This is a genomic window from Vibrio sp. Y20_XG_PY13, from assembly GCF_024181925.1.
Lineage (GTDB): Bacteria > Pseudomonadota > Gammaproteobacteria > Enterobacterales > Vibrionaceae > Vibrio > Vibrio parahaemolyticus.
In genome coordinates this window covers 68,094-92,424 of sequence record NZ_JAMZAL010000001.1, presented here as the reverse complement: position 1 = coordinate 92,424, position 24,331 = coordinate 68,094, and the positions used below count along the sequence as shown (strand labels likewise).

Below are 24,331 nucleotides of genomic sequence, written 5' to 3'. Positions count from 1 at the left end.
TGTCACTTTCACGACATGTTAGTTGAACAACGTTTGCTAGCCCTTGGAAATCTGGTTGGATTTCTCTTTTTTAGTCACTTATTCAGGAAACAACAATATGACTATTAGGCAAAAACTCTACTTCCTCGGAGTTATCGCCATTTTAGGCATTGTGACCCTTTTGGGTACCTCATCTCATTTCGCAAATCAGAGCAATGAACTCAACCACGCAGTAAAACTTGTCGGTGATTTAGAAATACGCTTACTCAACTTGCGACGTAATGAGAAAGACTTTTTACTTCGCAGCAATGTCAAATACTTAGATAAATTTGATAGTAATGTTGATAAGTTTTTAAGCACCGAGAAAGAACTCGCTCAAATCCTAAACCGATACGACCTACCCTCAAGTCAGCGTTTCAAGCAGGATTTACTCGCTTATCAAAAAGGTTTCCAAGCATTAGTTTCCGCTTCTCAAAAGTATGGCCTAGACAAAGAAAGTGGCATTCTTGCGCGTTACGAAAACCTGCTACTTGAAGCAAAAAAAGCGCCGACCATCAGCAAATCCTTTCTCTTATCCAGTTTGATAATGCGGTGAAAATGGGCGAATTTGACTCAAGCAAACTGTCTGACTTATACGTCTCAGAACTGTTAGAGTCAGCGAAACAACTTGCAGCTCAAAAACAAGTCATTGGTGTGGCTTACAACAAAGGTTTACTGGGCGAAACTCGCGCGCTATCTCACGCCGTGGAAGAGCAGTTTGCAGCTTTCTCATCATCGATTGATTCTGCCGCAACCCAACGCGATGAAAAAATGGCAAGCATCAAGCAAGCCATTACGGCGTTCATCTTAGTAGTGATTTTTGCGCTGATTTGGCAAATTTCTCGCTCTATCAACGTTCGTGTTGGCAGCTTGCTAGCAACGATTAAGAACATCAGCGAAAGCAATAACATGGGCTTACGCTCTGATCTTGCCGGTAAGGATGAACTGTTTGATATCAGCCACCATCTCAACGATCTGCTCGAAAAGCTAGAGCGTTTGATCCACAACACACAAGAAAAATCGATGCAGTTAACAGCGAGCACAGACAACATGCATCGTGAGCTTGAAGGTGTTATGGAACAGTTCCACGCACAGACTGATCACACCGCCTCTATGGCGACGGCCGTGCAGCAGATGGTTGCCACTATCGGTGAAATTTCTGAAAGCACATCGGTTGCGGTTGAAGGTGTTCACCAAGCTGCGACTAACGCCGAACAAGGTCGCTCTGTCGTAGAAATGACCGTGACGAATGTTGGTCAGCTGACGGGTATCCTCTCGAACAGCCAACAGTCTATTGGCTCATTGAACCAACACGTCGATAAAATTGGCGGTGCGGTGAACATCATTCAAGACATTGCTGAACAAACGAACTTACTTGCACTTAACGCGGCTATCGAAGCGGCTCGTGCGGGTGAGCAAGGACGTGGATTTGCCGTGGTTGCAGATGAAGTTCGCGCTCTTGCGAGCCGTACACATCAATCCACGGAAGAGATCACGCGAGTGGTGATGGACATCCAAGCGCAGATGTCGATGGTGGTTTCCGATATTGATCAATGTAACGAACAAGGTCAGCAAACCCTGAGTGCATCTGAACAATTAGACGCGAGCCTCCAGCAAATCATCACGGACATGCACGCGATTCAAGGCAACTCAGAGCGCATTGCTTCTGCGATTGAAGAGCAAGGCATTGTGATGAACCAAGTTAGCGACTCAATCACTGAGCTGAACGTTATCTCTGAAAACAACATGCACTCCGCGCAAGAATGTTTGCATGAAGTGAACTCAGTATCGGCTCAAGCACACGATATGGATGAAGCCGTAGCCGAGTTTAAGACTCGCCTAAAGTAATCTACTAGTAGATTCGTTAATCCAATAAGAAAGCCCGAAGCGAATGAATGCTTCGGGCTTTTTGTTTTCTATTTAGGCTCGGTATCAGCTCAGCCCAAATCGTGTCGGTAGTTATTCATCATCAAGCGGAACAAGCTTTGTATTGCCGCCATGAATCTTCTCACGTTGTCTTTGTACCAGAGCATAGAAGCCCGGAATCAAGAACGTACCCGCAAGAAGCACACACAATAGACCACCAATCAGAGACACTCCGAGCGAGTTTTGGCTCACATGACCCGCGCCAGCGGCGAAGATCAACGGGAAAATCCCCAAGATAAACGACCAAGACGTCATGTTCACCGCACGGAAACGTAGCGTACCGCCTTTTACGGCTGCGTCATCGATGGCAACGTCTTTCTCTTCACGCTCTTGCTTCGCGAACTCCACAATCAAAATGGCGTTCTTCGCAGCCAAGGCTATAAGGAGAACTAGACCAATCTGAGCGTACAAGTTTAATGGCGTGCCCGTTAAGTTCAGCGCGAGGAAGGAGCCTAGCGTTGCAACAGGTACCACCAAAATGATCGCCAGAGGAATACTCCAACTTTCGTACTGCGCCACCATGAACAAGTAAATGAAGATCAACGCTAACGCAAATGCGTAAATGGCTTGGTTACCAGCAAGCACTTCTTGGTACGCCATGCCTGTCCATTCGTAGGTATAGCCCTGTGGCAGAACTTCAGCAGCAACACGTTCCATCGCTGCAATTGCATCACCACTTGAGTAACCCGGAGCAGGCTGGCCTTGAATGATGGCGCTACGGTACATGTTGTATCGCCATGCCACATCAGGTTCGAATACTTGCTCGTAGCTGACTAGCGTGCTTAGTGGCACCATTTCCCCCATCGAAGAGCGAACATGGAAACGTTCCAAATCTTGCATGCCACTACGGTGTTGGCTGTCCGCTTGCATGGTTACACGGAAGTTCTTACCAAACATGGTGAAGTCATTCACGTAAAGCGAACCTAAGTTGCCTTGCAAAGTTTGGAAGATAGACGACAGCGAAATGCCAAGTTGTTGCGCTTTCTCGCGGTCAATATCCACATAGTAATGCGGTACGTTCGCACGGAATGTACTAAAGGTGTACGCGATCTCAGGAGCTTGGTTTGCTGCCTGAATCATCTCCCCCATCACCATCGACAAGTCAGTGCGGCTACGACCTAGCGTATCTTCCAATACAAATTCAAAACCGGAAGCAGCGCCCATACCCGGAACGGCTGGCGGCCCCATCGCAAACACAACAGCTTGAGGCAATTCCATTGCAGCTCGACCATTGATGCGAGCTGCTATCGCATTGGCAGAATGTTCACCACCTAGCGAGTTACGCATTTCCCAATCATGCAACTTGATGAACAGCGAAGCACCGTTTGACGCCGCAGCTCCAGTCATAAACGAAAAGCCGTTTGCAACCGTTACGCCATCTACACCGGGTTCTTCCTCGATCATTTTCATCAAGTCGCTCGTCACCTCTTCTGTACGAGACAGAGAAGCAGAATCAGGCAACTGAACGTTGACCAGCAAAATGCCTTTATCTTCTTGAGGAACGAATGCCGTTGATGTCGTCTTCGCGAAGAAAGACACCGCAGCAACCGCAACGATGAAGAACGTAACCAATAACAGAGATTTCTTAACAAGGAATCCTGCAACTTGGCCGTAACGCGTAGTAACACGCTCTAGACCACGGTTGAATGCTTGGAACCAGTTAGCCGTGTTGCCACCACCTTGTTTTAATACTAATGAACAAAGAGCCGGTGACAGCGTTAGCGCGTTGATTGACGAAATCACAACCGAAATACAGATCGTCAATGCGAACTGACGATACATGATGCCAGTAATACCCGGAAGCATCGCAACAGGTAGGAATACCGCCAACAGAACCAACGTTGAGGTAATGATTGGCCCAGTCACCTCTTTCATCGCTAGCAATGTTGCTTTGCGAGGTGAAATGGTTGGATCTTTCGCCATCGTTGTATCAACGTTTTCGATAACCAGAATCGCGTCATCCACCACGATACCAATCGCGAGAATCAAACCGAACAAGGTTACCGTGTTGATGGTGAATCCTGTCGCTTGCATGATGGCAAACGTACCAATCAACGAAACTGGAATCGCGACCACTGGAATTAACGTTGCTCGCGCACTGCCCAAGAATAGGTAGGTTACGGCAATAACCAGTAGAATCGCTTCGACAAGTGTTTTTACCACGCCTTTGATCGACTCAGCGACGAACACAGTCGTGTCGTAGCTGGTTTCGTAAGTCATACCTTCAGGGAAGTTTTCGCTCAATCGTTCAAGCAGTTCCATTACCGCTTTACCACTTTCTAATGCGTTTGCATCAGACTGAAGTGACAGAGCGACAATCGAAGCATCTTGCCCACGGAACTTACCGTTACCATCGTAGAACTTCTTACCCAGTTCAACACGAGCAACGTCTTTTAGATAAACCGTAGAGCCATTTGGATTGGCACGAAGAACAACGTTTTCAAACTCGCTCACACTTTCTAAGCGACCTTTCGTCACTAGGTTAAACTGCACTTCTTGCGGGTTATTGTACGGCGCGGCACCAACACGGCCAGCAGCAACCTGAACGTTTTGCTCCGCTAAAGCAGCATATACATCCGATGTCGTTAGCTTGAGGTTGGCCATTTTTTCTGGGTCCAACCACACGCGCATCGCATATTCACCACCACCAATTACATTTACTTCACTAATGCCTTTCGCGCGCGCCAACTGATCTTTTACGTTCAAGTTGATGTAGTTAATTAAGAATTGGTCATCGTACTTGCCGTCTGGTGAATAGAAGTTCAGAACCATCAATAGGTCAGGAGAACGCTTTTTCACCGTCACGCCGACCATGCGCACTTCCTGAGGCAGTTTTGACTCAATCTGTGACACTCGGTTTTGCACGTTCACCTGCGCCATATCTGGGTCGGTACCAACATCAAACGTAACGTTTAAGCTGTACGAACCATCGTTAGCACTTTTCGAAGACATGTAAATCATGTTTTCTACGCCGTTCACCGATGTCTCTATCGGATCGGCGATGGCCTGTTCAACCACTTCGGCACTTGCGCCAGTGTAGTACGCCGTTACGCTAACCGACGGTGGACTAATTTGCGGATATTCAGCCACTGGCAAAATCGCTAGCGAAATGGCACCAGCCAACGTCAGGATGATCGAAATGACCAGCGCGAACTTAGGTCTTTGTATAAAGAAACGACTTAACATGCGACCTCCTACTGTTTGTCTTCAGTTGGAGTTTGAACACGCACTTCTACGCCATTACGAACACGCTGTAGACCTTGTGTGATAACAGCTTCACCTTTCTCAAGACCTTCGCGAATGATAATGCCCTGCTCGACTTGCGGGCCAAGTTCTACATTGCGACGCTCAGCGACGTTGCCTTCCGTTGTCACCATCACGAAGTCACCTTCTAGGTCAGTTTGCACCGCACGACGAGGCACGACGATGACATCTCGGGTGTTCTTATCACGTAAGTTGACTTTGATGTGCTGGCCAGGAAGCAGTTTGTGTTCTGGGTTTGGCACCAACGCACGCATAGCAATCGTGCCCGTTTTGGTATCAATACGGTTACCCAAGAAATCAAGCTGACCTAGATGTTCGAAAAACTGGCCGTTTTCTAGCTCTAGTTGCACTTCCACACCGTTCGACTCGGCCGAACCATCGCCTTTAATTCGATCCATTCCCATCGCTAAACGCTCACGTTCACTGACGCTAAACGAAGTGTGCACAGGATCTAGGCTCACGAGCGTCGTCAGCACACCTGAAGATGGAGAAACCAGATCACCAGTACTCACTTTAGTGTCGCTAATACGACCACTAAACGGCGCTCGGATTTGCGTGTACGAAAGGTTGACTTCTGCAAGTTTAAGCTGTGCATTCGCGGCTTCTAGTTCTGCACGCGCGCCTAGCAATGTTGCTGTCAACGCATCAAATTCCGATTGGGAGATGCTTCCACGAGGAAGCAGGTTTTTACCACGTTGGTGATCAAGCTCTGCCTTTTTAAGCGAAGCTTTTGCTTGTGCTAACGCTGCTTTCGCACTTGCCACTTGTGCTTCAAAAGAAGAAGGTTCAATAGAATAAAGAAGCTGACCTTTTTCTACCATTTGTCCTTCTTCAAAATGACGAGCTTGTAAATAGCCTGAAATCTGTGCTGTGATATTGGTATCTTCTACCGCTTCAATGCGACCGATATATGATTTACTCGGTTGGTAGTCGATTACCGTGACATCCTGAGTTACGACAAGAGGCGCTTGGCTCTCTCTTTGGGCATTATTCGCTTCTCCGCATCCTGCAAGGATAGCTGTAGCCGCCATTAATGCGACAAGTGGTTTCTTTTGCATGTATTTACCGTCTTTATGGAACAGGATATTGTTGAAAACACACTAACCTTACAGACAGTAGATTCCGAATTCTCCTACATAAATTGCGTAAAATGTTTCTAAATGTAATTAATTGAAACGAGCCGAAATAAAGTTGATGCATTTGAAATCATTTTCAGATCTTCATTCACCCCACAATATAAGCAACCTCTAATCATCAATGTGATGTATGACTCATTCGTTTGCCAATTTTGACCAATAAACTCATCAATAAAGGCGGAATTGTTGCTTAGAGCTGAACAAACTCTCCCCGATTAACCATGAAAACGAATCGCTTTCACTGTAATGCTCGTATTTCGACTATTTTTTTAAAAAAAATGGGTTATCATTCAGATAATTCAAAGCCTTCGACCGAGAGGATGAGCATGATTTCTAAATGGGCGAAACGTTTTTACCAAATGGCTGAACTGGTGGCGTCTTGGAGTAAAGACCCTTCAACGCAGGTAGGTGCGGTGATCACTAAACAGAACCGCATTGTTTCTGTTGGCTTTAACGGTTATCCACACGGTGTTTCGGACAGTGTAGACACCGACGAACGTGAACTGAAATACTTAAAAACTCTGCATGCAGAAGAGAACGCAATTCTCTTTTCAAAACGCGATTTGGATGGTTGTGACATTTGGGTAACGCACTTCCCGTGCCCAAACTGCGCTGCAAAGATCATTCAAACAGGTATTTCGCGCGTTCACTGCCCAGAACAGTCTGAAGACTTTCTATCTCGCTGGGGAGATAAAATCCAAGTGAGCCAAGATATGTTTGATCAGGCGGGTGTTGAGGTAGATTGGCTACCGCTAGACGACATCAATTTCGAGGATAAAGACGTTCGTTAGTCCTTCCCAAAACTACAAAGCCCAGACACACAAATTGTCTGGGCTTTTTTGTATCGATGTCACCCATTCAATTGAATTGAGTGGGTGAACGTTCCATCAACCGTGTTTTTTAGCGGTAAGTTCAGCGATTTTTACAATCACAAGGACAGATTTTTCCATCATCTCTACAGAGATAAATTCATGGATACCATGAAAGTTGAAACCACCGGTGAAGATGTTAGGGCAAGGCAATCCCATAAAGGATAACCGCGCGCCATCCGTACCACCACGAATCGGTTTGATCAACGGTTTAACATCACACGCTTCCATTGCCTGTTTCGCTAATTCGATAATGTGAGGGTACGGCTCAACCATTTCTCGCATGTTGTAGTAACTGTCGGTAATGTTAAGTTCGACAGAACCGTGTTTCAGACCTGCGTTCATTTCATCGACAAGTTTTTGCATCAGCGCCTTACGCTCTTCTAACCCTTCACGGTCAAAATCGCGGATGATGTAACCAAGTTCACTGCGGGCGATACCCAGTTCTCCCGATTTCAGATGGAAGAAGCCCTCATACCCTTCGGTGGTTTCAGGGGTTTGGTCTGCTGGCACTTTAACTTGGAATTGCGCCGCTAAATTCATCGCATTGACCATTTTGCCTTTAGCCGTACCTGGATGAACGCTTACGCCATGGAAAATCACATCAGCGCTTGCCGCATTGAAGTTCTCATATTCAAGTTCGCCTTGCGGGCCACCATCGATAGTGTATGCCCATTTCGCGCCAAACTTCTCAACATCAAACAAATCTGCACCACGACCGATTTCTTCATCCGGCGTAAAACCGATACAAATGTCACCATGAGGAATGTCTGGATTCTCAATCAACATCGCGATCGCAGACAAAATTTCTGCAATGCCCGCTTTGTTGTCCGCGCCAAGCAACGTTGTGCCATCGGTGGTAATCAAATTGTGGCCGTGCAGGTTGTGCAAGTCTGGGTACTGAACCGGAGACAACACTTCGTCTCCCAACCCAAGTGCAATATCACCACCTTGATAGTCTTCAACAAATTGCGGATTTACATTCTTACCAGACGCATCTGGTGCAGTATCCATGTGGGCGATAAAGCCGATTGGTGGAACATCGTAATCAACATTCGACGGCAGTTTTGCCATCAAGTAACCGTGTTCATCTAAAGTCACATCGCTCAAACCAAGATCTAACATCTCTTGTTTCAACAGCTCTGCAAAAACGAGTTGGCCAGGTGAGCTTGGGCATTGGGCAACATGGGGATTTGATTGGGTGTCAAACGTGACGTAGCGAAGGAATCTTTCAACTAAATGCTTCATATTTATTCTCATTGTTCTAAGCGATGAACACCAGACTACGCATCGCACTCAAACAAACCGGCAATACTAAGGTTTGCCGAACATAGGTAGCTCTGACGAATGAACTCCAATTACTCTGGATGAGTTCAGCTACCTAATGTTATTTAAATGCGAGGCCGCCTAGTGCCCGTAATAAACCTCACTCCATGTTACGCTCTTAGTTCAATAAGAATTTGCTTTGAATCATTTTTTCATCAGAAAGTCTCGACTCAGCCTGGCATACATAACGATAACCACTTGTTTTAAATATGTTTAATCTTGGAGTTCTTCTGCTAATACTCGCCATTCTTTGACTTTATTGTGGAAGTGGATCCACTGTTTATCGGTCATGGACTTCGCTACGTTTAACATCAATTGATCCACTAACCCAAGGTTGTGATCGATATTCTCGGATAGTTGCTCGCTATAATAGCTTTCCGGCTCGAACAATAACTGCATAAATACTTGTTGATAGACAACACTGTTGGACTGATTTTCGAAAAGGTATTCCAACTCTTGATATATTGAAGCGCGATAATTTCGCCAAAGTGGACTATTCAAAATCGTTTGCTGGGAAATTTGTTTTGCGTACCGTTTTTGATCGCTATTCAATTCCCCAATCCATTCTTCCATCCACTCCTTAGTATTCTCTAAAATAATCTCTCTGATCTCTGCTTCGGTTTTATCCGCATATTTTGCGTTTCTTTCTTGATAGTCCTTTTGCACGTTTTGCAAAAACTCTTGTTGTTGCTTTGGCGTCAGTTGTAAGCTTAAAGAGAACAAATCTGGCGCCGATCTCGACACAATACGGTCATAGTGCGCTTTCATTTTTTCTCGGTTTTTCTGCAAAAACGCGAGAGTAATATTGTTTGCGTTAATATTCTCAAGCTCTTTTAAGTGATCGATATATAACGGTAATTCTTCTTTCTTATGCCAATCTGCTAATAGCAATAGTCGCTCTTCTAACAAGGTTTCTTGTTCATCGTTAAGCGATACGTAGTCATCTAAATATTCAATAACAAACCAATCGATGTTGCTATATAGAAACTTTTTCGTACATCCGGCCAGTAAAATAACCAACAAGAACACGAATCCGTATTGAAGAACTTTATTGGATAAACTCGATAATTTAATCACTTATTCGTATTCCCTTTTCTATTGATTAAGTTCTATACTCAACTTGTATCACTTAATATTGCGGCAAACTTACGCCAGTGTGACAATTGCTCATTGCCACCCTCATAGTATATAGAGTTTGAAATTAACTTTTTGATCACAACTATCCGCAAAAAAGTGAGTTAAAGCGCATTTATCGGTCAATTTTTGTACCGAACAGCGCTCCCTATAACGGCATATTATTTGCATGGATGATTTTAGGATAGGTTATGGAGGCGAAGTATGGCAGCCGCTGAGCAACTTGATACCAGTGTAGAATATGAAATTCGATATTTCGAACAGGGGAAAATGCACAGTATGATCGTCGTCGCCGAAAATAAAAAGGTGGCGCATCAGTATTATCTGGAGTGCGGCAAGCACAACAGTGACTTGTATTCTATTCGCCCAGACAAATGAAAAAACCGCCTTTAATGGCGGTTTTTTCATTTCTGCTTTACTAAAAATTATTTAATAATCAAAAGATAAGGTCGCAACACAGCGATGACAGCATGATTATTTGATATCTCCGAAGCGCTCTAAGTAAAGTACCGTTGCCGCCGTGCGAGAAGGTACTTGAAGCTTCTTAAGTAGGCTCTTCATGTGTACTTTTACCGTCGATTCAGAAATAAACAAACGATCGGCAATCTGCTTATTACGGAAGCCTCTTGCCACCTCTCGCAGGATTTGCGTTTCGCGATCCGTTAGCGAATCAAAAACATCTTCATGATCAGAGCGTTCACTCAAATACTTGGCAACCTCTTGACTGTATGCCTTGTCACCCTGATGGGCCTGCTTGAGTAGCTCAACAAGCTCATCCGGCTCTGTATCTTTTAACAAATAGCCATCCGCGCCACTGCGTACAATCGCTTCAATATCCGCAGGGCTGTCTGAAACGGTCAGAATAACAATCCTCGCCTCACAACCATCAGCTCGCAGCGCTTTTAACGTATCCAGCCCAGACATGCCTTTCATGTTGAGATCTAGCAGTACCAAATCGAGCTCAAGCTCATGCGCTTTTGCGACTGCATCTGCGCCATTGCTTGCTTCTGCAACGACTTCAAACTCTGGCTCAAAGCTCAGGAGTTGATGGATACCACGTCGCATCAGTGGATGATCATCCACCAGCATTACTTTACACACTGTCAAAGTTTACTTCCTTACTGTGTTGGAATTCGAGTTTTACGGTGCACCCTTTGTTTATTGATGCTTCAATCTGTAGATCGGCGTGCAGTCTCGCTGCTCGCTCTTGCATGATCGTCATACCGTAATGATTAATTTTTTCGTCCTGATGTTCAAAGCCTACCCCGTCATCGGAGACGGTTACTGTGACTTTCCCATCACAATCAAGACATTGAATATGTATATGGTCAGCTTGCGCATGCTTAATCGCATTCAGTGCCGCCTCTCTGATCAACTGTAGTAAATGGACTTGTTGATGCGCATCTAATTCCGTCGATGAAAGTCTATTTTTCAACGTAATTTCTGCCGTTGTTTGCTCATTAAGCGTTTCGACCATCTCTTGCAGCGCTTGGCCAAAACTGCCTTCTTTGATCGTCAGACGGAATGTCGTTAACAGCTCACGTAACTGGGTATAAGCAGCCGACAAGCCCGTATCCAGCTCTGCAATCACTTGATTGGCTTGAGCAATGGCCTTTTCGTCAGGAAGATTTTTCACGCTTCTCTTTAATAAAGCGACCTGAATTTTCAAATAGGATAACGCTTGAGCCAAAGAGTCGTGAAGTTCGCGAGCAATGGTCGCGCGCTCTTCCATCAACAAAATTTGCTCTGCTTGACGCTGTGCGCGATTGTAATACACCGCTCGCGAGAGAATTTGTACAAAGTTGTCAATTAGCGTCTCGTTCGGGCACGGTAAGCCTGCTTTCCAATATAGAGAACCGAGATGTTCGCCATCTAACGTTAAAGGTTCTGCATGACATTCATCATCACAATCATGGCAGCACTCTTCCCCTTCCGTAAGGATCCAATTAGGCTCTCCCAACTGTTCGATTTCAAGCTTTACCGCTTTAATGCCTTCTAAGCTCGCAATGTGCTTCAAAATCGCCTGGAAATTATCCTGATTAATGCGCGATGCTGTGAGTTCTTTTGAGGAATCATAAAGCACTTCTAAAGACTGATTCGCATGTTGCAACTTGCGAGTTTTCTCGTCTACCGCCTGTTCCAATCCACGGTAAAGCTTACCGAGGTCTGTCGCCATCCGATTGAAGGTGCGCGTGAGTATGCCCATTTCGTTGTCACTTGACACCGCTAAATTGATATCAAAAGAGCGATTTTTAATGCGTTCACTTGCGAATACTAGTGCACGCAGCGGCCTCACGACTTCCAAACGGATAAAGTGGACAACAAACATACTGGCGCAAAGAATGCCGCCCAGCCCTAACCCGCCAATCCAAGCTAAGTTGATGAGCTTCTGCTCAGAAAAGTTTTGCAGCTTAAACACAAAGTCGTCGATCTGCTGAACAAAGCCCGCGACCAAGAGTTGATATTGGCTTGGGTCCTCCCCTCTCAACACCGATTTTAACTCGTGCCATCGCATGATTAAGCGATAGTAATCGTGAGTGATGTCTTCCGGCACAGACCAATGCTGAAGTGCTTTCATCGAAGACGAGTAAATAGAGTGCTCAAATGCGTCAATATGTGAAGAATAATCAACAGATCGAATCTGAATGTCGTGTGCTAAACGATAACTTTGCATGCGCATCGACCCCGCCACGTTGACGGCTTCTGCGTCATTTAGGCTTGACGCAAGGGTAAAAATAGCAAAGCCAGTCGTTGCTACTGATAACAACAAAATCAGAAGCATCGCGGACGCAATCGTGCGCGTTACTGACTTTTTCACATTTTTAAACAATCAGAGTTCCTCGCCTATTAATTGTCCAACTTGTACACGCAATGAACCCATTGACTTTCAACTTTATCAATATGTGATCACCTGCGATGGAATTTATTGATCCAAAACAATATTGCATCCCAATTACCTCCTAAGAGGTATTTATACAAATATGTCAAAAACTACAATTTCGTTAGCTTTAATGACAGTTTATTAATGAAAATTGTGGACTATGCTTAGTTTGGGTTCCAAGTTTCGAGGTGACTAAGTGGTAGACCTTTCCAGAAGAAGACTCTTTGCAAGAAAAACGCATACCGATAACGCCGTTCGCCTACCTTGGTTAGCCCGACCAGAACAGTTCACGGATGGTTGTACTCGTTGCGGAAAGTGCATTGACGCCTGCGAAACGAAAATTATAACCAAAAGTGACGGCGGATTCCCTTCAGTCGATTTTTCTATTGATGAATGTACGTTTTGCTATCAATGCGCAGATGTTTGTCCAGAGCCGCTCTTTTTAGCAGAAACCGAGCAACCTTGGCACGCAAAAGCAGTAATTAGTGATAGCTGTTTAGCAAAGCAAAATGTCGAATGCAGAAGCTGTGGGGACATGTGCGACCCAATGGCAATCCAGTTCAAGTTAGAACTGGGAAAAGTAGCACAACCCAATTTAAACCTTGATGAATGCAACGGCTGCGGCGCATGTGTTTCTGTGTGCCCAACTTCATCCATCAATGTGAGCAATATAACAGCCTAAGCCGTATATACGGTAAATGGCAATAAATGAGAGAGCTATATGTCACTAAATGAAGTGCATATTTCAAGTTTAGTAGTGCACGTGCTGCCTGAGCATCTGGATGAAATTAAGACGCAAATTGAAACGTATGAAAACGCGGAAATTTACGGAGACAGTCCAGAAGGCAAAATCGTTGTGGTGCTTGAAACCGAAAACCAAGGTTTCATCACAGACACTATCGATGCCATTAACAATTTACCGAATGTTTTGAGCACAGTGTTGGTTTATCACCAAATCGAAACTGCGCTTGAAGAAACGGATGAAGAAGACACTGGAACACAACATTCCCAAATCGAGGGTGAAGTATGAAAATGACAAGACGTGCGTTTGTGAAAGCAAACGCGGCTGCATCAGCTGCTGCTGTCGCAGGTATTACACTACCAGCATCTGCAGCGAACCTGATTGCAAGCTCTGATCAAACCAAAATCACATGGGACAAAGCGCCTTGTCGTTTTTGTGGTACAGGCTGTTCTGTTCTTGTTGGTACTCAAAACGGCAAAGTCGTTGCTACTCAGGGTGACCCAGAAGCACCAGTAAACAAAGGCCTAAACTGTATCAAAGGCTACTTCCTTTCTAAGATCATGTACGGTCAAGACCGTCTGACTCAACCTCTTCTTCGTATGAAAGACGGCAAATACCACAAAGATGGCGAGTTTACGCCGGTTTCGTGGGACGTTGCATTCGATACGATGGCAGAAAAATGGAAAGCATCTCTAGAGAAAAAAGGCCCAACTAGCGTTGGTATGTTTGGCTCTGGCCAATGGACTGTAATGGAAGGTTACGCGGCGGCGAAAATGATGAAAGCCGGTTTCCGTTCTAACAACATTGACCCTAACGCGCGTCACTGTATGGCGTCTGCGGTAGTAGGTTTCATGCGTGCTTTCGGTATCGATGAACCTATGGGCTGTTACGATGACTTCGAGAACGCTGATGCATTCGTGCTTTGGGGTTCGAACATGGCAGAAATGCACCCAGTACTATGGACTCGTATTACTGACCGTCGCCTGAGCCACCCTCATGTTCGCGTAAACGTACTTTCAACTTACTACCACCGTTCATTCGAGTTGGCAGATCACGGTTACATTTTTAACCCACAGTCTGACCTTGCGATTGCTAACTTTATCGCGAACTACATCATCGAAAACGATGCAGTCAACTGGGATTTCGTGAACAAGCACACGAACTTTACTCAAGCAGACACCGACATCGGTTACGGTCTGCGTGACGACGACCCGCTACAAAAAGCCGCGAAAAACCCTAACTCAGGCAAACTGACGTCAATCTCTTTCGAAGAGTACAAGAAGTCTGTAGCGCCATACACGGTTGAGAAAGCGTCTGAGATCTCGGGTGTTGAGAAAGAAAAACTGATTGAGCTTGCGAAGCAATACGCCGATCCAAACACGAAAGTAATGTCACTTTGGACAATGGGTATGAACCAACATACTCGCGGCGTGTGGATGAACAACTTGGTTTACAACATCCACCTTCTAACCGGTAAAATCGCTACTCCGGGTAATAGCCCATTCTCACTAACTGGTCAGCCATCGGCGTGTGGTACAGCTCGTGAAGTTGGTACGTTTGCTCACCGTCTACCTGCGGATATGGTGGTTGCTAACCCTAAACACCGCCAAATCGCAGAAAAAATCTGGAAACTGCCTGAAGGCACGATTCCACCAAAACCTGGTTTCCACGCGGTACTTCAAGACCGTATGCTGAACGATGGCGTACTGAACTGTTACTGGGTTCAATGTAACAACAACATGCAAGCTGGTCCGAACATCAACACTGAACGTCTGCCTGGCTACCGTAACCCAGAAAACTTCATCGTTGTTTCTGACCCATACCCAACGGCTACCGCTCAAGCGGCTGACCTTATCCTTCCAACAGCGATGTGGATTGAAAAAGAAGGCGCTTACGGTAACGCAGAACGTCGTACTCAAGCTTGGTACCAACAAGTAGGCACGGTAGGCGACGCTAAGTCTGACCTATGGCAAGTAATGGAGTTCTCTAAACGCTTCAAAATGGAAGAAGTGTGGCCAGAAGAACTTCTAGCGAAAGCGCCTCAGTACCGTGGCAAAACCATGTACGACATGCTGTTCAAAAACGGCCAAGTTGACAAGTTCCCGCTTGAAGAGGCTCGTGAACTGAACGACGATTCGCACCACTTCGGTTTCTACGTTCAAAAAGGTCTGTTTGAAGAATACGCAACGTTCGGCCGCGGCCATGGTCACGACTTAGCACCATACGATGTGTACCACACCGTACGCGGTCTACGCTGGCCAGTCGTTGATGGTAAAGAGACACAGTGGCGCTTCAAAGAAGGCTCGGACCCATACGCGAAAGCAGGTTCTGGTTGGGATTTCTACGGCAATGCCGACGGTAAAGCGAAGATCATCTCTGCACCGTACGAAGCGCCACCAGAAGTGCCAGATTCAGAATTCGACCTATGGCTATGTACAGGCCGTGTTCTTGAGCACTGGCACACTGGTACCATGACTCGTCGTGTACCTGAGCTGTACAAAGCAGTACCGGATGCGGTGTGTTACATGCACCCAGAAGATGCGAAAGCGCGCAACGTACGTCGCGGTGAAGAAGTGGTTATCGCGAACAAACGTGGCGAAGTACGCGTTCGCGTTGAAACGCGCGGTCGTAACCGTCCGCCAAAAGGCTTGGTATTCGTACCGTTCTTTGATGCTCGTATTTTGATCAACAAGCTAATCCTTGATGCGACTGACCCTCTGTCTAAACAGACAGACTTTAAGAAGTGTCCAGTCAAAATCACCAAGGTTGCTTAACCGTCAAATCACGAACGTAAAGGCCGTCATAGCGGCGGCCTCATAAAGAATTTAAGCCATATAGGCGGAGATGAAATGATGAAAAAATTACTTGTCGCACTTTTATCTGTAGGTGCATTAGTAACAGGCATTGCGCAAGCAGAGTTGGACAATCCAGGAGGCACAGGTGGCCTTGAGTCGCTACGTGGAATGACTCAGCTGGAAGACACTCGCCCTGCAGACGAATTTAAAGATTTTCCGAAAGACCAAATCGTTGAAGACAGCTTTGTTTATCAGCCACCGTTAATTCCACATAGCATCCGTAGCTACGAAGTGTCACTGAACGCAAACAAGTGTCTTGCATGTCATAGCTGGAAAAACGCGAAAGAGTCTGGCGCAACAAAAATCAGTGTAACGCACTATGTAAACCGCCAAGATGCAGTACTTGCTGATGTCTCTCCTCGTCGTTACTTCTGTCTGCAATGTCACGTTCCACAAACCAATGCGAAACCGCTAGTGGAAAATGAATTCCAGTCAGTTGATTCACTTCAGTAGTTGAAACGCAAGTACTAAGAGGTCATTTATGAAAATACTTAAAGCGTTTTGGAAGAGGCTGAAGAACCCAAGTAAAGCTGCCGCTGGTGTGGTTTTATTCTTAGGCTTTGCCGGTGGTCTTCTGTTTTGGGGCGCATTCAACACGGGTATGGAAGCAACGAACACGGAAGAATTCTGTTCTGGGTGTCACGCACCTATCGTGAAAGAAATCCAAGAGACGATCCACTACTCTAACCGTTCAGGCGTTCGTGCAATCTGTTCTGACTGTCACGTACCACATGAATGGACAGATAAGATCGTACGTAAAGTTCAAGCGTCAAAAGAACTGTTTGCGCACTACGTTCTTGGCACCATTGATACACCAGAGAAGTTCCAAGCTCGTCGTGGCCATCTAGCCGAGCGCGAATGGGCTCGTATGAAGAAGAATGACTCTCTAGAGTGTCGCAACTGTCACGAGTTTGATTACATGGACTACTCACAGCAGGGCTCGCGTGCGGCGGCTCAACACTCAACAGCGTTAGCTTCTGGCGACAAGACCTGTGTAGATTGTCACAAAGGTATTGCTCACAAGCTGCCTGACATGAGTGGCGTTGAAGGCTGGCAATAAGGAGACAAACCATGAGTACTTTAGAATCTGTGATTTGGCATATCCTTGGATACAGTGCAATGCCAGTGATTATTCTTTCCGGCTTTGTAGGAGTAGCAGCAGTCTCTTTATGGCTACTCTCACTAGGTAAGGATAAAGAGGTTTAACCGCAAGGTTAGTTCATCTCTACCCCGTCAACTTTTTATTGCCTATTTTGTTGACACTAAGCGCCGAGCAAATGCTCGGCGCTTTTTTGTTTATAGTGTAATGGCAGCTTATCCAACCATAAAAAAAGCGACCATGTAGGCCGCTAAAGATTACTGCTATAGGGAGTTTTAAGACTCTTTCACTGGCAGAACTTGCTTAACGTATTGTCCTGGCGCTTCGTCAATCACTGGGTAATTTTCTGAGCCCACAGGGAATGGTTCAACCTGCTCTTGCGGGTTGTATTGCAATAACCATTCGTTCCAATGCGTCCACCAAGAACCTTCTTTGTGTTCTGCATTGCTCAACCACTCATCAGCTGAGTCATCAAGAGTGTCATTTAACCAGTAGCCATATTTGTTTTTAGCAGGATGGTTAACAATACCAGCAATATGGCCCGATTCGCCTAATACAAAGGTCTTATTGCCGCCAGTGTGCAATGCACCTCGGTATGTGCCTTGCCAAAGCGCGATGTGATCTTCTTTCGTCGACACAAAATAACTAGGAATTTTGATCTTGTTGAGATCAATCCACACTCCGCCAATTTTAACGCCTTTGTCTTGCACGAGTTTGTTCTCTAGATAGAGCTCGCGAAGCAAGAAATTATGAGACGCGGCACTAACGTTGGTGCTATCGCTGTTCCAGTACAACAAGTCGAAATCAACCGGACTGTTACCTTTCAAGTAATTGTCGACGTAGTAGTTCCAGTACAAGCTGTTTTCACGCAACAAGCTGAATGTTACGCTCAGTGAACGACCATCCATGTAACCTTTTGCGTTGTTCTGCGTCTCGATAGCGCTAATGATTGTGTCGTTAATGTACGCGCCGACTTCGCCCGGTTGAGAGAAATCCAAAAGCGTTGTGAAGAACGTCGCCGATTTGATGCGCTTCTTCATACGTTTTGCTGCATAGTACGCAACAGTGCTCGCTAAAACCGTACCACCAATGCAGTAACCTGCCGCGTTGATTTGCTCTTGCCCTGTGATTTCTTCAATCACAGAAACCGCCTTCACAACGCCTTCAGTAACGTAATCACCAAATTCAACATGCGCTTGCGCTTTACCTGGATTACGCCAAGAAATCATGAACACACTGTGGCCTTGTTCAAGCAACCAGCGAACCATCGAGTTCTTCGCAGTGAGGTCAAGAATGTAGTATTTGTTGATGAAAGGCGGAACGATAAGCAATGGTGTCGCATTGACTTTTTCTGTTAACGGACGATATTGAATAAGCTCAAACAACTCATTCTGAAACACCACATCGCCAGCGGTTGTCGCAACGTCATCACCCACTCGGAAAGCGTTGTTGTTCGTCATACGCACTTTTAAAATGTCTGCGCTCGACTCAACGTCTTCTTTCAACTGCTCTAAGCCAGCCAGTAGATTTTGGCCGTTTTGCTCAAGTGTCAGCTTCAAAAGCTCTGGGTTAGTTGCGATGAAGTTGGAAGGAGAAAGTGCGTTAATGGCTTGGCGAGAGAAGAAAATAATACGTTCTTTCGTCTTTTCGTCTAAGCCTTCCAAAGACTCGATGGTATCAAGATAGGTCTTACTGAATAAAAGGTAGGATTGTTTGATGAAGCTATACATGGCTTCATTTTGCCACGCTTCGTTTGAGAAACGCTTATCCCCTTTTTCAGCTTCAATGATTTGTGCTTGATTCCCCGCCAATGCAACATTCTGCCAAATTTGCAGTTGTTGTTCCCACCACTGTGCTTGCAGCTTTAAAATCGCAGCAGGCTGATTCGCAGCTTGTTCGAACAGTTTGGCAGTATCCTCAAAGTTCACTTCTTGCATGGCCTTGTTTAAAGGAGAGTTCACGACTGCCTTGTTCACTTCGAAATCATGCCACCACTGATGATTGGTTTCCTGAAGCTTCACAAGATAGTCCGAAAAGAAGTGTTGAAACATAGTCTTACTCCTATATTCGGAAAAAACAACGCCGCCCAAATCTAGGGGCGGCGAGAATCGGACAAATTACGCAGGAGTAACAGTCTTTAGATTTTCCGAAGTCATTTTCTCAACGTCTTCTTTGAACTCTTTTGCAATGGCTTGAAGCTTGTTGCTGTCATCCATCATTTGCTGAGAAAGCTTAGTAAGCACGCTTAGCTGTTGGCTGTTGAAAGCAGTTAGTGATGTCACGTCTTTGATTTCTGACGCTGCTTTCATCTGGTTTAGACCCACTTCGCTGTAAGTGCGAATTGCGTTCAGTTGAAGCTCAGTCAACACTTCTACGTTTTTTGTCACTAGCTTGTTGAACTTCAAGTAAGGTTCTAGATTTTTTTCAGTTTGATCGCTAAATGTTTTGAAAAAATCAGTGTACATGGTTTATCTCCTAGAGAAAGAATTAAAAATGTCCGTTTAAATAATTACTTAACTGCTTTTACAACCACAGCCGTGCCCATGCCGCCGCCCACACAAAGTGAAGCAACACCATATTGACCATTTTGTTTATGAAGCTCGTGAACAAGCGTCACTAAAATTCGATTGCCCGATGCACCAAGCGGGTGACCTAGCGCGATAGCACCGCCGTTAAAGTTCGCTTTATCTTGAATCGCATTAACTGGAACTTGGTTGGTTTCCGCCAACTGATGAATCACGCCAAGTGCTTGCGCTGCAAATGCTTCGTTTAACTCGTAAACGTCGATGTCGTTTACTGTGAGTTCCGCTTTTGCGAGTGCTTTATTGACCGATTCAACTGGACCTAAGCCCATGATTTTCGGATCAAGACCCGATTGCGCATAGCTTACGATCTCAGCAAGCGGCGTTAATCCGTGCGCTTTAACTGCGCTTTCAGACGCAACGATAATCGCACTCGCGCCATCGTTAATGCCCGACGCATTACCCGCAGTCACTGTGCCTTCGCGGTCAAAAGCAGGACGCAGCTTGCTTAAAGCTTCCATTGTTGCGTTCGCTTTTGGGTATTCATCGGTATCGAACAGTACGGTTTCTCGACGCTGTTGCACTTCCACTGGCACAATTTCGTCTTTGAATTTACCTGCTTCAATAGCGGCAACCGCTTTCTGTTGGCTCGACAACGCATATTCGTCTTGCTGTTGACGAGTTAGGCCGATTTCTTTTGCTACGTTTTCTGCCGTCACACCCATGTGATATTGGTTGTAAACGTCGGTTAAACCGTCCGCTACGAGCAGATCTTTCAGCTCCAGATTGCCCATTTTGTTGCCATCACGAATGCTGCTTGGTGCGGCAAACGGAATCTGAGACATGACCTCAACACCCGCCGCAACAACGACCTCTGCATCGCCACTACGGATATGAGAAACTGCGTCCATGACCGTTTTCATACCACTACCGCAAACCATGTTTACGCCGTATGCAGGAACAGATTCGGGAATCCCAGCAAACAATGCCGCTTGGCGGCCAACACCCATGCCTTGACCTGCACCAACAACGTTGCCGACAATCACTTCGTCAACCTTGTCGCCAGCCAACTTTGCTGCTTCTAACGCGCCCTTAATCGCTACTGCTGCCAGATCGCCAGCTGAGGTATTTTTTAGGCTGCCACCAAAAGCGCCGATTGGGGTACGCTTCGCCGCTACGATAAATACTTTTTCCATCATCTTATCTCCTTAGTGCATGTATAGGCCGCCGTTCACCGACAAAGTCTCACCGGTGATATAGGCGCCCGCATCGCTGACCAAGAAGCTCACTGATGCTGCAATTTCTTCTGGTGTCGCAAGGCGTTTCATTGGGATTTGGTTCGTGATGGATTCCAACACTTCTGGCTTCATTTGCTCAACCATTGGCGTACCTGTGTACCCCGGAGCGATAACATTGACCGTCACACCCGAGCGAGCGCCTTCGTATGCCAAGGCTTTAGAGAAACCGATCATCCCAGCTTTCGCCGCCGAGTAGTTTGCTTGACCAAACTGCCCTTTTAGACCATTGACTGAAGAGATATTGATGACACGACCACCACCTTTTTCGCACATTGCTGCGAATAGGGGTTGCGTAACGTTGAATAGACTATTGAGGTTGGTATTGATGACATCATTCCAAGCTTGCGCAGTCATCTTTTTAAACACGCCATCGCGTGTGATACCTGCGTTGTTGACAACAACATCAATGGTTCCTTCTTCCTCAAGCAATTGCGCTAACTTCTCTGCACACTCAGCGGTGTTTGTTACGTCCAACTCAAAAAGGCGAACCTGATCTTTGGTAAAACCTTTACTGTTGAACCACTCCAGCGCACATTCGTAGTTACCTGTGAAATAAGTAGCGATTACACGGTAACCGTCATTGACTAATTGAGAGGAAATAGCAGAACCAATTCCGCCTTTTGATCCAGTGATCAAAGCGACTTTCTTCATTGAAGACTCCATTCTTAACGGCATTTAAAAAGCAAACTTAATACACTGATGAAATAGTTCACCAACTGACGTGTTTATTTATTCTTTTGACAACCAATCCTGTGCTGCCTTTTATTTTAAGTTAACCTAGAAATATTACATTTCAAATAAAAAACTAATCCATTTGCATAAGATTGATTTAGATCTCATTACACATGAAATGTTATAAAATGGTTAACTCTTCATAACTCATTGTTTTTAATAGTACTTACTTGAAACACCAGCCTATCAATACGGTAAAATAATCTTTATATATCAAATGATTACATACAGAACAGCAGACGTTACATTATGTCATGATTTAAGATCTGAATTTTAAGTCTAAATGATTATGGCAAAAACAAGATTAGAATAATAATTCAAATATCAGTAAAGACAATTATCAAACATATCATTTAATTACTGCATTTAATGACAATTTAGTTATCAATATGGCTATTTAAAACAATGAAAATAAACAACGAAAAAAATATAAACAATTAAATATATTTAATCGAAGAACGATATAAGAGTTTGTCTCATACTGGTGCAATACGCACTATTATGACGCAGAGATTAAAATATAATTTCATTTTAATTTTAAATATCCGAATAACATCAGCTAACTAGCACAAAAAGCAACCGTTCGCTTTGTAGTAGCATCCTTTCTCGCTTTGCACTATCTTTGTGGCTTCTCTTTAATCACTAAGTCATCAACAGATATGAATCTTGCATTGCTCAGTATGTTCATCCCCACTTTCTTTTTCGTCTCGATTACTCCAGGAATGTGCATGACGTTGGCACTCACATTGGGAATGAGTGTCGGCTATCGCCGGACTCTGTGGATGATGATTGGGGAACTCGCTGGAGTCGCTCTGGTTTCCATCTCTGCTGTACTCGGCATCGCCGCAGTTATGCTCAATTATCCGTGGCTGTTTACCGTCCTCAAATTTAGCGGCGGTGCGTACTTGCTCTATTTAGGCATCGAAATGTGGCGATCTCGAGGCAAACTCGCGATCAATTTGGAGAACTCAACTTCAACACCTAAAGGTAACTGGAATTTGGTTCTGCAGGGCTTCGTTACCGCCATCGCGAACCCTAAAGGTTGGGCATTTATGATCTCACTTTTGCCTCCATTCATCGACCAGAGCAAAGCCCTAGCGCCACAGCTCATGGTTTTAGTCTCGATCATTCTGCTGTTCGAGTTCATCTGTATGTCACTGTATGCGACAGGCGGTAAAGGGCTCAAACGTGTTTTAGGCCAATCAAAAAATGTACGTTTGATGAACCGTTTCGCAGGCACGTTGATGATGGGCGTTGGTGTTTGGCTGTTTGTGAGTTAGAGCGGAACTAAAAGTAATGAAAAACCTCTTTCAAAAGTTCACGCAAGTGATGAGTGAAGTACTAGATTTTCAGGCCCGAATTTGGGTTGTGAACGTCTATGCAGGAGAGCATAAAGGCGAGTCTTATGTCGTTAATGAAGATGCTTTCTCTGAGCCTCTTCAGTGGATGAAGAAAAAAGGCTACCAAGAGTCGATGTTGAATAAAGTCGAAGCAATGAAGCGCTCACAGATCTTAGAGTTCGATTTGGGACGGGTAAAACATCGTCTGATGCGCGTGAAATAAGCACAAAAAAAGCGCCACTCAAAATGAGTGGCGCAAGCACTTTTACCTTAAAAGAACGATGCTATGGCGCAGCGTCGATCTCAACAGGCAGATAATGTTTCGGCTCCAGTTTCAACCACTCTGGCAGCACGGTACCAATCGAAATCGATGACCATGTACCAGACAGAACACCAATAAACATCGCGGTTGAGAAACCAGCCAAAGGCGCTCCTCCCATAATCCACAATGCTCCAACGGTGATCAGTGTTGTACCAGATGTAACCATGGTGCGTGAAAACGTCGCGATAACAGCTTGGTCATTGATGTCTTCTGTTTTCCAACTCTGCTTCGCAATCAACAGCTCACGGATTCGGTCTGCAATGATGATCGAGTCATTCAATGAGTAACCTAAAATCGCCAGCACAGCAGCAAAAACGGTTAAGTTGAACTCCATTTGAGTAATTGCAAAGAAGCCAAGCACTAAGATCACATCATGGGCCAAAGCAAACAGTGAACCGCTTGCCAAACGCCACTCAAAACGGAAACACAAGTAACCGAGAATACTCAACACACAAATCAACAGTGCTAAGCCACCTTGTTCAAACAAGTCTTGGCCAACTTGAGCACCAACAATACTGTTGCTGACAACATCAACTTGGTGAGAGATTGGCTTAAGTACATCTGCCACGCTTGGTAATGTCTGCCCTTCTTCCGGCGCAGAGTAACGGATCACCCAACGACCATCTTCACCAGAACGTGTTACTGATGTTGACTCACCAAGTTTTGGTTGCAGTACGTCAAGCAGATCATGGTTAGTTAGCTGCTTATCTACCTTTACTTCTGTCACCATACCACCAGTGAAATCCAAGCCGAGGTTCAACCCTTTAAAGCCTAGAGCGACTAACGCGATCACCGTCAAAATGATCGAAACTAGCGTAGTAAAGTAGCGAATTTTACGAATATTTTGTTTTAGCATTTCGACCATGA

Annotated in this window: 21 protein-coding genes and 1 pseudogene; 11 read left to right on the top strand and 11 right to left on the bottom strand. The window is 45.3% G+C overall.

Going from position 1 to position 24,331, the window contains the following annotated elements; all coding sequences use genetic code 11:
* Window positions 1-97 precede the first annotated feature (97 nt).
* Window positions 98-1,866: pseudogene (locus tag NL646_RS00455) on the top strand (methyl-accepting chemotaxis protein).
* A gap of 111 nt (window positions 1,867-1,977) precedes the next feature.
* On the opposite strand, the gene vmeZ reads toward NL646_RS00455, so the two are convergent.
* Window positions 1,978-5,130 carry a multidrug efflux RND transporter permease subunit VmeZ gene (gene vmeZ, locus NL646_RS00450; protein ID WP_140050863.1) on the bottom strand — a complete coding sequence of 1,051 codons (3,153 nt, stop codon included), beginning with the start codon at window positions 5,128-5,130 and terminating at the stop codon, window positions 1,978-1,980.
* 8 nt (window positions 5,131-5,138) lie between these two features.
* Entirely contained in the window at window positions 5,139-6,266 is a 1,128-nt protein-coding gene (vmeY, locus tag NL646_RS00445; protein WP_005485167.1) for a multidrug efflux RND transporter periplasmic adaptor subunit VmeY, read from the bottom strand.
* A gap of 404 nt (window positions 6,267-6,670) precedes the next feature.
* Here vmeY and NL646_RS00440 point away from each other — a divergent pair, with 404 nt between their 5' ends.
* Complete coding sequence (locus tag NL646_RS00440) at window positions 6,671-7,135, top strand: dCMP deaminase family protein (RefSeq protein WP_005485131.1); 465 nt, start codon at window positions 6,671-6,673, stop codon at window positions 7,133-7,135.
* Window positions 7,136-7,231: 96 nt separating this feature from the next.
* Here NL646_RS00440 and pepT read toward each other — a convergent pair whose 3' ends face one another.
* Window positions 7,232-8,461, bottom strand: coding sequence for a peptidase T (gene pepT, locus NL646_RS00435; RefSeq protein WP_025790828.1), 1,230 nt, complete (start codon window positions 8,459-8,461; stop codon window positions 7,232-7,234).
* 291 nt (window positions 8,462-8,752) lie between these two features.
* A complete protein-coding gene (locus NL646_RS00430; protein WP_025790827.1) occupies window positions 8,753-9,616 on the bottom strand; it encodes a DUF6279 family lipoprotein in 864 nt (287 codons plus the stop codon).
* 261 nt (window positions 9,617-9,877) lie between these two features.
* Here NL646_RS00430 and NL646_RS00425 point away from each other — a divergent pair, with 261 nt between their 5' ends.
* Window positions 9,878-10,051, top strand: coding sequence for a hypothetical protein (locus NL646_RS00425; protein ID WP_005463506.1), 174 nt, complete (start codon window positions 9,878-9,880; stop codon window positions 10,049-10,051).
* A 96-nt stretch (window positions 10,052-10,147) separates the two neighbouring features.
* Here the strand turns inward: NL646_RS00425 and NL646_RS00420 are convergent, their stop codons facing one another.
* Together NL646_RS00420 and narQ are read right to left on the bottom strand one after the other, a co-directional pair.
* A complete protein-coding gene (locus tag NL646_RS00420; protein ID WP_005485085.1) occupies window positions 10,148-10,780 on the bottom strand; it encodes a response regulator in 633 nt (210 codons plus the stop codon).
* The gene (narQ, locus tag NL646_RS00415; RefSeq protein ID WP_005477087.1) at window positions 10,767-12,503 is read right to left on the bottom strand and encodes a nitrate/nitrite two-component system sensor histidine kinase NarQ; all 1,737 of its coding nucleotides are present in this window, start codon (window positions 12,501-12,503) and stop codon (window positions 10,767-10,769) included. Before narQ ends, NL646_RS00420 begins: the two co-directional genes overlap by 14 nt.
* Window positions 12,504-12,750: 247 nt before the next feature.
* On the opposite strand from narQ, the gene napF reads away from it, so the two are divergent.
* The 6 genes from napF to NL646_RS00385 all read left to right on the top strand — a co-directional run bounded on the left by napF (window position 12,751) and on the right by NL646_RS00385 (window position 17,357).
* Window positions 12,751-13,236 (top strand): ferredoxin-type protein NapF, encoded by a 486-nt coding sequence (gene napF, locus NL646_RS00410; RefSeq protein WP_021484288.1) that lies wholly within the window; start codon window positions 12,751-12,753, stop codon window positions 13,234-13,236.
* Window positions 13,237-13,275: 39 nt separating this feature from the next.
* Window positions 13,276-13,584 (top strand): chaperone NapD, encoded by a 309-nt coding sequence (locus NL646_RS00405; protein WP_005463501.1) that lies wholly within the window; start codon window positions 13,276-13,278, stop codon window positions 13,582-13,584.
* Entirely contained in the window at window positions 13,581-16,070 is a 2,490-nt protein-coding gene (gene napA / locus NL646_RS00400) for a periplasmic nitrate reductase subunit alpha (RefSeq protein ID WP_005463500.1), read from the top strand. Before NL646_RS00405 ends, napA begins: the two co-directional genes overlap by 4 nt.
* Before the next feature lie 78 nt (window positions 16,071-16,148).
* Entirely contained in the window at window positions 16,149-16,604 is a 456-nt protein-coding gene (locus NL646_RS00395) for a nitrate reductase cytochrome c-type subunit (protein ID WP_011106440.1), read from the top strand.
* A 28-nt stretch (window positions 16,605-16,632) separates the two neighbouring features.
* Complete coding sequence (locus tag NL646_RS00390) at window positions 16,633-17,211, top strand: NapC/NirT family cytochrome c (RefSeq protein ID WP_005463498.1); 579 nt, start codon at window positions 16,633-16,635, stop codon at window positions 17,209-17,211.
* Window positions 17,212-17,222: 11 nt separating this feature from the next.
* Window positions 17,223-17,357, top strand: a complete 135-nt coding sequence (locus NL646_RS00385) for a TIGR02808 family protein (protein ID WP_005463497.1) — start codon at window positions 17,223-17,225, stop codon at window positions 17,355-17,357.
* Window positions 17,358-17,525: 168 nt separating this feature from the next.
* Here the strand turns inward: NL646_RS00385 and phaC are convergent, their stop codons facing one another.
* The 4 genes from phaC to NL646_RS00365 form a co-directional block, all read right to left on the bottom strand.
* The gene (gene phaC, locus NL646_RS00380) at window positions 17,526-19,301 is read right to left on the bottom strand and encodes a class I poly(R)-hydroxyalkanoic acid synthase (protein ID WP_253663692.1); all 1,776 of its coding nucleotides are present in this window, start codon (window positions 19,299-19,301) and stop codon (window positions 17,526-17,528) included.
* A gap of 66 nt (window positions 19,302-19,367) precedes the next feature.
* Window positions 19,368-19,715 carry a phasin family protein gene (locus tag NL646_RS00375; RefSeq protein ID WP_005398278.1) on the bottom strand — a complete coding sequence of 116 codons (348 nt, stop codon included), beginning with the start codon at window positions 19,713-19,715 and terminating at the stop codon, window positions 19,368-19,370.
* Between the two features lie 44 nt (window positions 19,716-19,759).
* Window positions 19,760-20,968, bottom strand: a complete 1,209-nt coding sequence (locus NL646_RS00370; protein ID WP_031792325.1) for an acetyl-CoA C-acetyltransferase — start codon at window positions 20,966-20,968, stop codon at window positions 19,760-19,762.
* Window positions 20,969-20,980: 12 nt separating this feature from the next.
* Complete coding sequence (locus NL646_RS00365; RefSeq protein WP_005477336.1) at window positions 20,981-21,721, bottom strand: SDR family oxidoreductase; 741 nt, start codon at window positions 21,719-21,721, stop codon at window positions 20,981-20,983.
* A 740-nt stretch (window positions 21,722-22,461) separates the two neighbouring features.
* Here NL646_RS00365 and NL646_RS00360 point away from each other — a divergent pair.
* Both NL646_RS00360 and NL646_RS00355 read left to right on the top strand, forming a co-directional pair.
* On the top strand, window positions 22,462-23,082 hold the full coding sequence (locus tag NL646_RS00360) for a LysE family translocator (protein WP_253663691.1): 621 nt from the start codon (window positions 22,462-22,464) through the stop codon (window positions 23,080-23,082).
* Window positions 23,083-23,098: 16 nt separating this feature from the next.
* Window positions 23,099-23,365 carry a hypothetical protein gene (locus NL646_RS00355; RefSeq protein WP_005477321.1) on the top strand — a complete coding sequence of 89 codons (267 nt, stop codon included), beginning with the start codon at window positions 23,099-23,101 and terminating at the stop codon, window positions 23,363-23,365.
* Window positions 23,366-23,426: 61 nt separating this feature from the next.
* Here NL646_RS00355 and secF read toward each other — a convergent pair whose 3' ends face one another.
* Window positions 23,427-24,329, bottom strand: a complete 903-nt coding sequence (secF, locus tag NL646_RS00350) for a protein translocase subunit SecF (protein WP_005463489.1) — start codon at window positions 24,327-24,329, stop codon at window positions 23,427-23,429.
* Window positions 24,330-24,331 lie beyond the last annotated feature (2 nt).

Excerpts from the sequence above, each read along its gene's own strand:
- vmeZ (WP_140050863.1), bottom strand. The coding sequence starts at position 5,130 with ATGTTAAGTCGTTTCTTTATACAAAGACCTAAGTTCGCGCTGGTCATT.
- vmeY (WP_005485167.1), bottom strand. The coding sequence starts at position 6,266 with ATGCAAAAGAAACCACTTGTCGCATTAATGGCGGCTACAGCTATCCTT.
- NL646_RS00440 (WP_005485131.1), top strand. The coding sequence starts at position 6,671 with ATGATTTCTAAATGGGCGAAACGTTTTTACCAAATGGCTGAACTGGTG.
- pepT (WP_025790828.1), bottom strand. The coding sequence starts at position 8,461 with ATGAAGCATTTAGTTGAAAGATTCCTTCGCTACGTCACGTTTGACACC.
- NL646_RS00425 (WP_005463506.1), top strand. The coding sequence starts at position 9,878 with ATGGCAGCCGCTGAGCAACTTGATACCAGTGTAGAATATGAAATTCGA.
- NL646_RS00405 (WP_005463501.1), top strand. The coding sequence starts at position 13,276 with ATGTCACTAAATGAAGTGCATATTTCAAGTTTAGTAGTGCACGTGCTG.
- napA (WP_005463500.1), top strand. The coding sequence starts at position 13,581 with ATGAAAATGACAAGACGTGCGTTTGTGAAAGCAAACGCGGCTGCATCA.
- NL646_RS00395 (WP_011106440.1), top strand. The coding sequence starts at position 16,149 with ATGAAAAAATTACTTGTCGCACTTTTATCTGTAGGTGCATTAGTAACA.
- NL646_RS00390 (WP_005463498.1), top strand. The coding sequence starts at position 16,633 with ATGAAAATACTTAAAGCGTTTTGGAAGAGGCTGAAGAACCCAAGTAAA.
- NL646_RS00385 (WP_005463497.1), top strand. The coding sequence starts at position 17,223 with ATGAGTACTTTAGAATCTGTGATTTGGCATATCCTTGGATACAGTGCA.
- phaC (WP_253663692.1), bottom strand. The coding sequence starts at position 19,301 with ATGTTTCAACACTTCTTTTCGGACTATCTTGTGAAGCTTCAGGAAACC.
- NL646_RS00375 (WP_005398278.1), bottom strand. The coding sequence starts at position 19,715 with ATGTACACTGATTTTTTCAAAACATTTAGCGATCAAACTGAAAAAAAT.
- NL646_RS00370 (WP_031792325.1), bottom strand. The coding sequence starts at position 20,968 with ATGGAAAAAGTATTTATCGTAGCGGCGAAGCGTACCCCAATCGGCGCT.
- NL646_RS00365 (WP_005477336.1), bottom strand. The coding sequence starts at position 21,721 with ATGAAGAAAGTCGCTTTGATCACTGGATCAAAAGGCGGAATTGGTTCT.
- NL646_RS00360 (WP_253663691.1), top strand. The coding sequence starts at position 22,462 with ATGAATCTTGCATTGCTCAGTATGTTCATCCCCACTTTCTTTTTCGTC.
- NL646_RS00355 (WP_005477321.1), top strand. The coding sequence starts at position 23,099 with ATGAAAAACCTCTTTCAAAAGTTCACGCAAGTGATGAGTGAAGTACTA.
- secF (WP_005463489.1), bottom strand. The coding sequence starts at position 24,329 with ATGGTCGAAATGCTAAAACAAAATATTCGTAAAATTCGCTACTTTACT.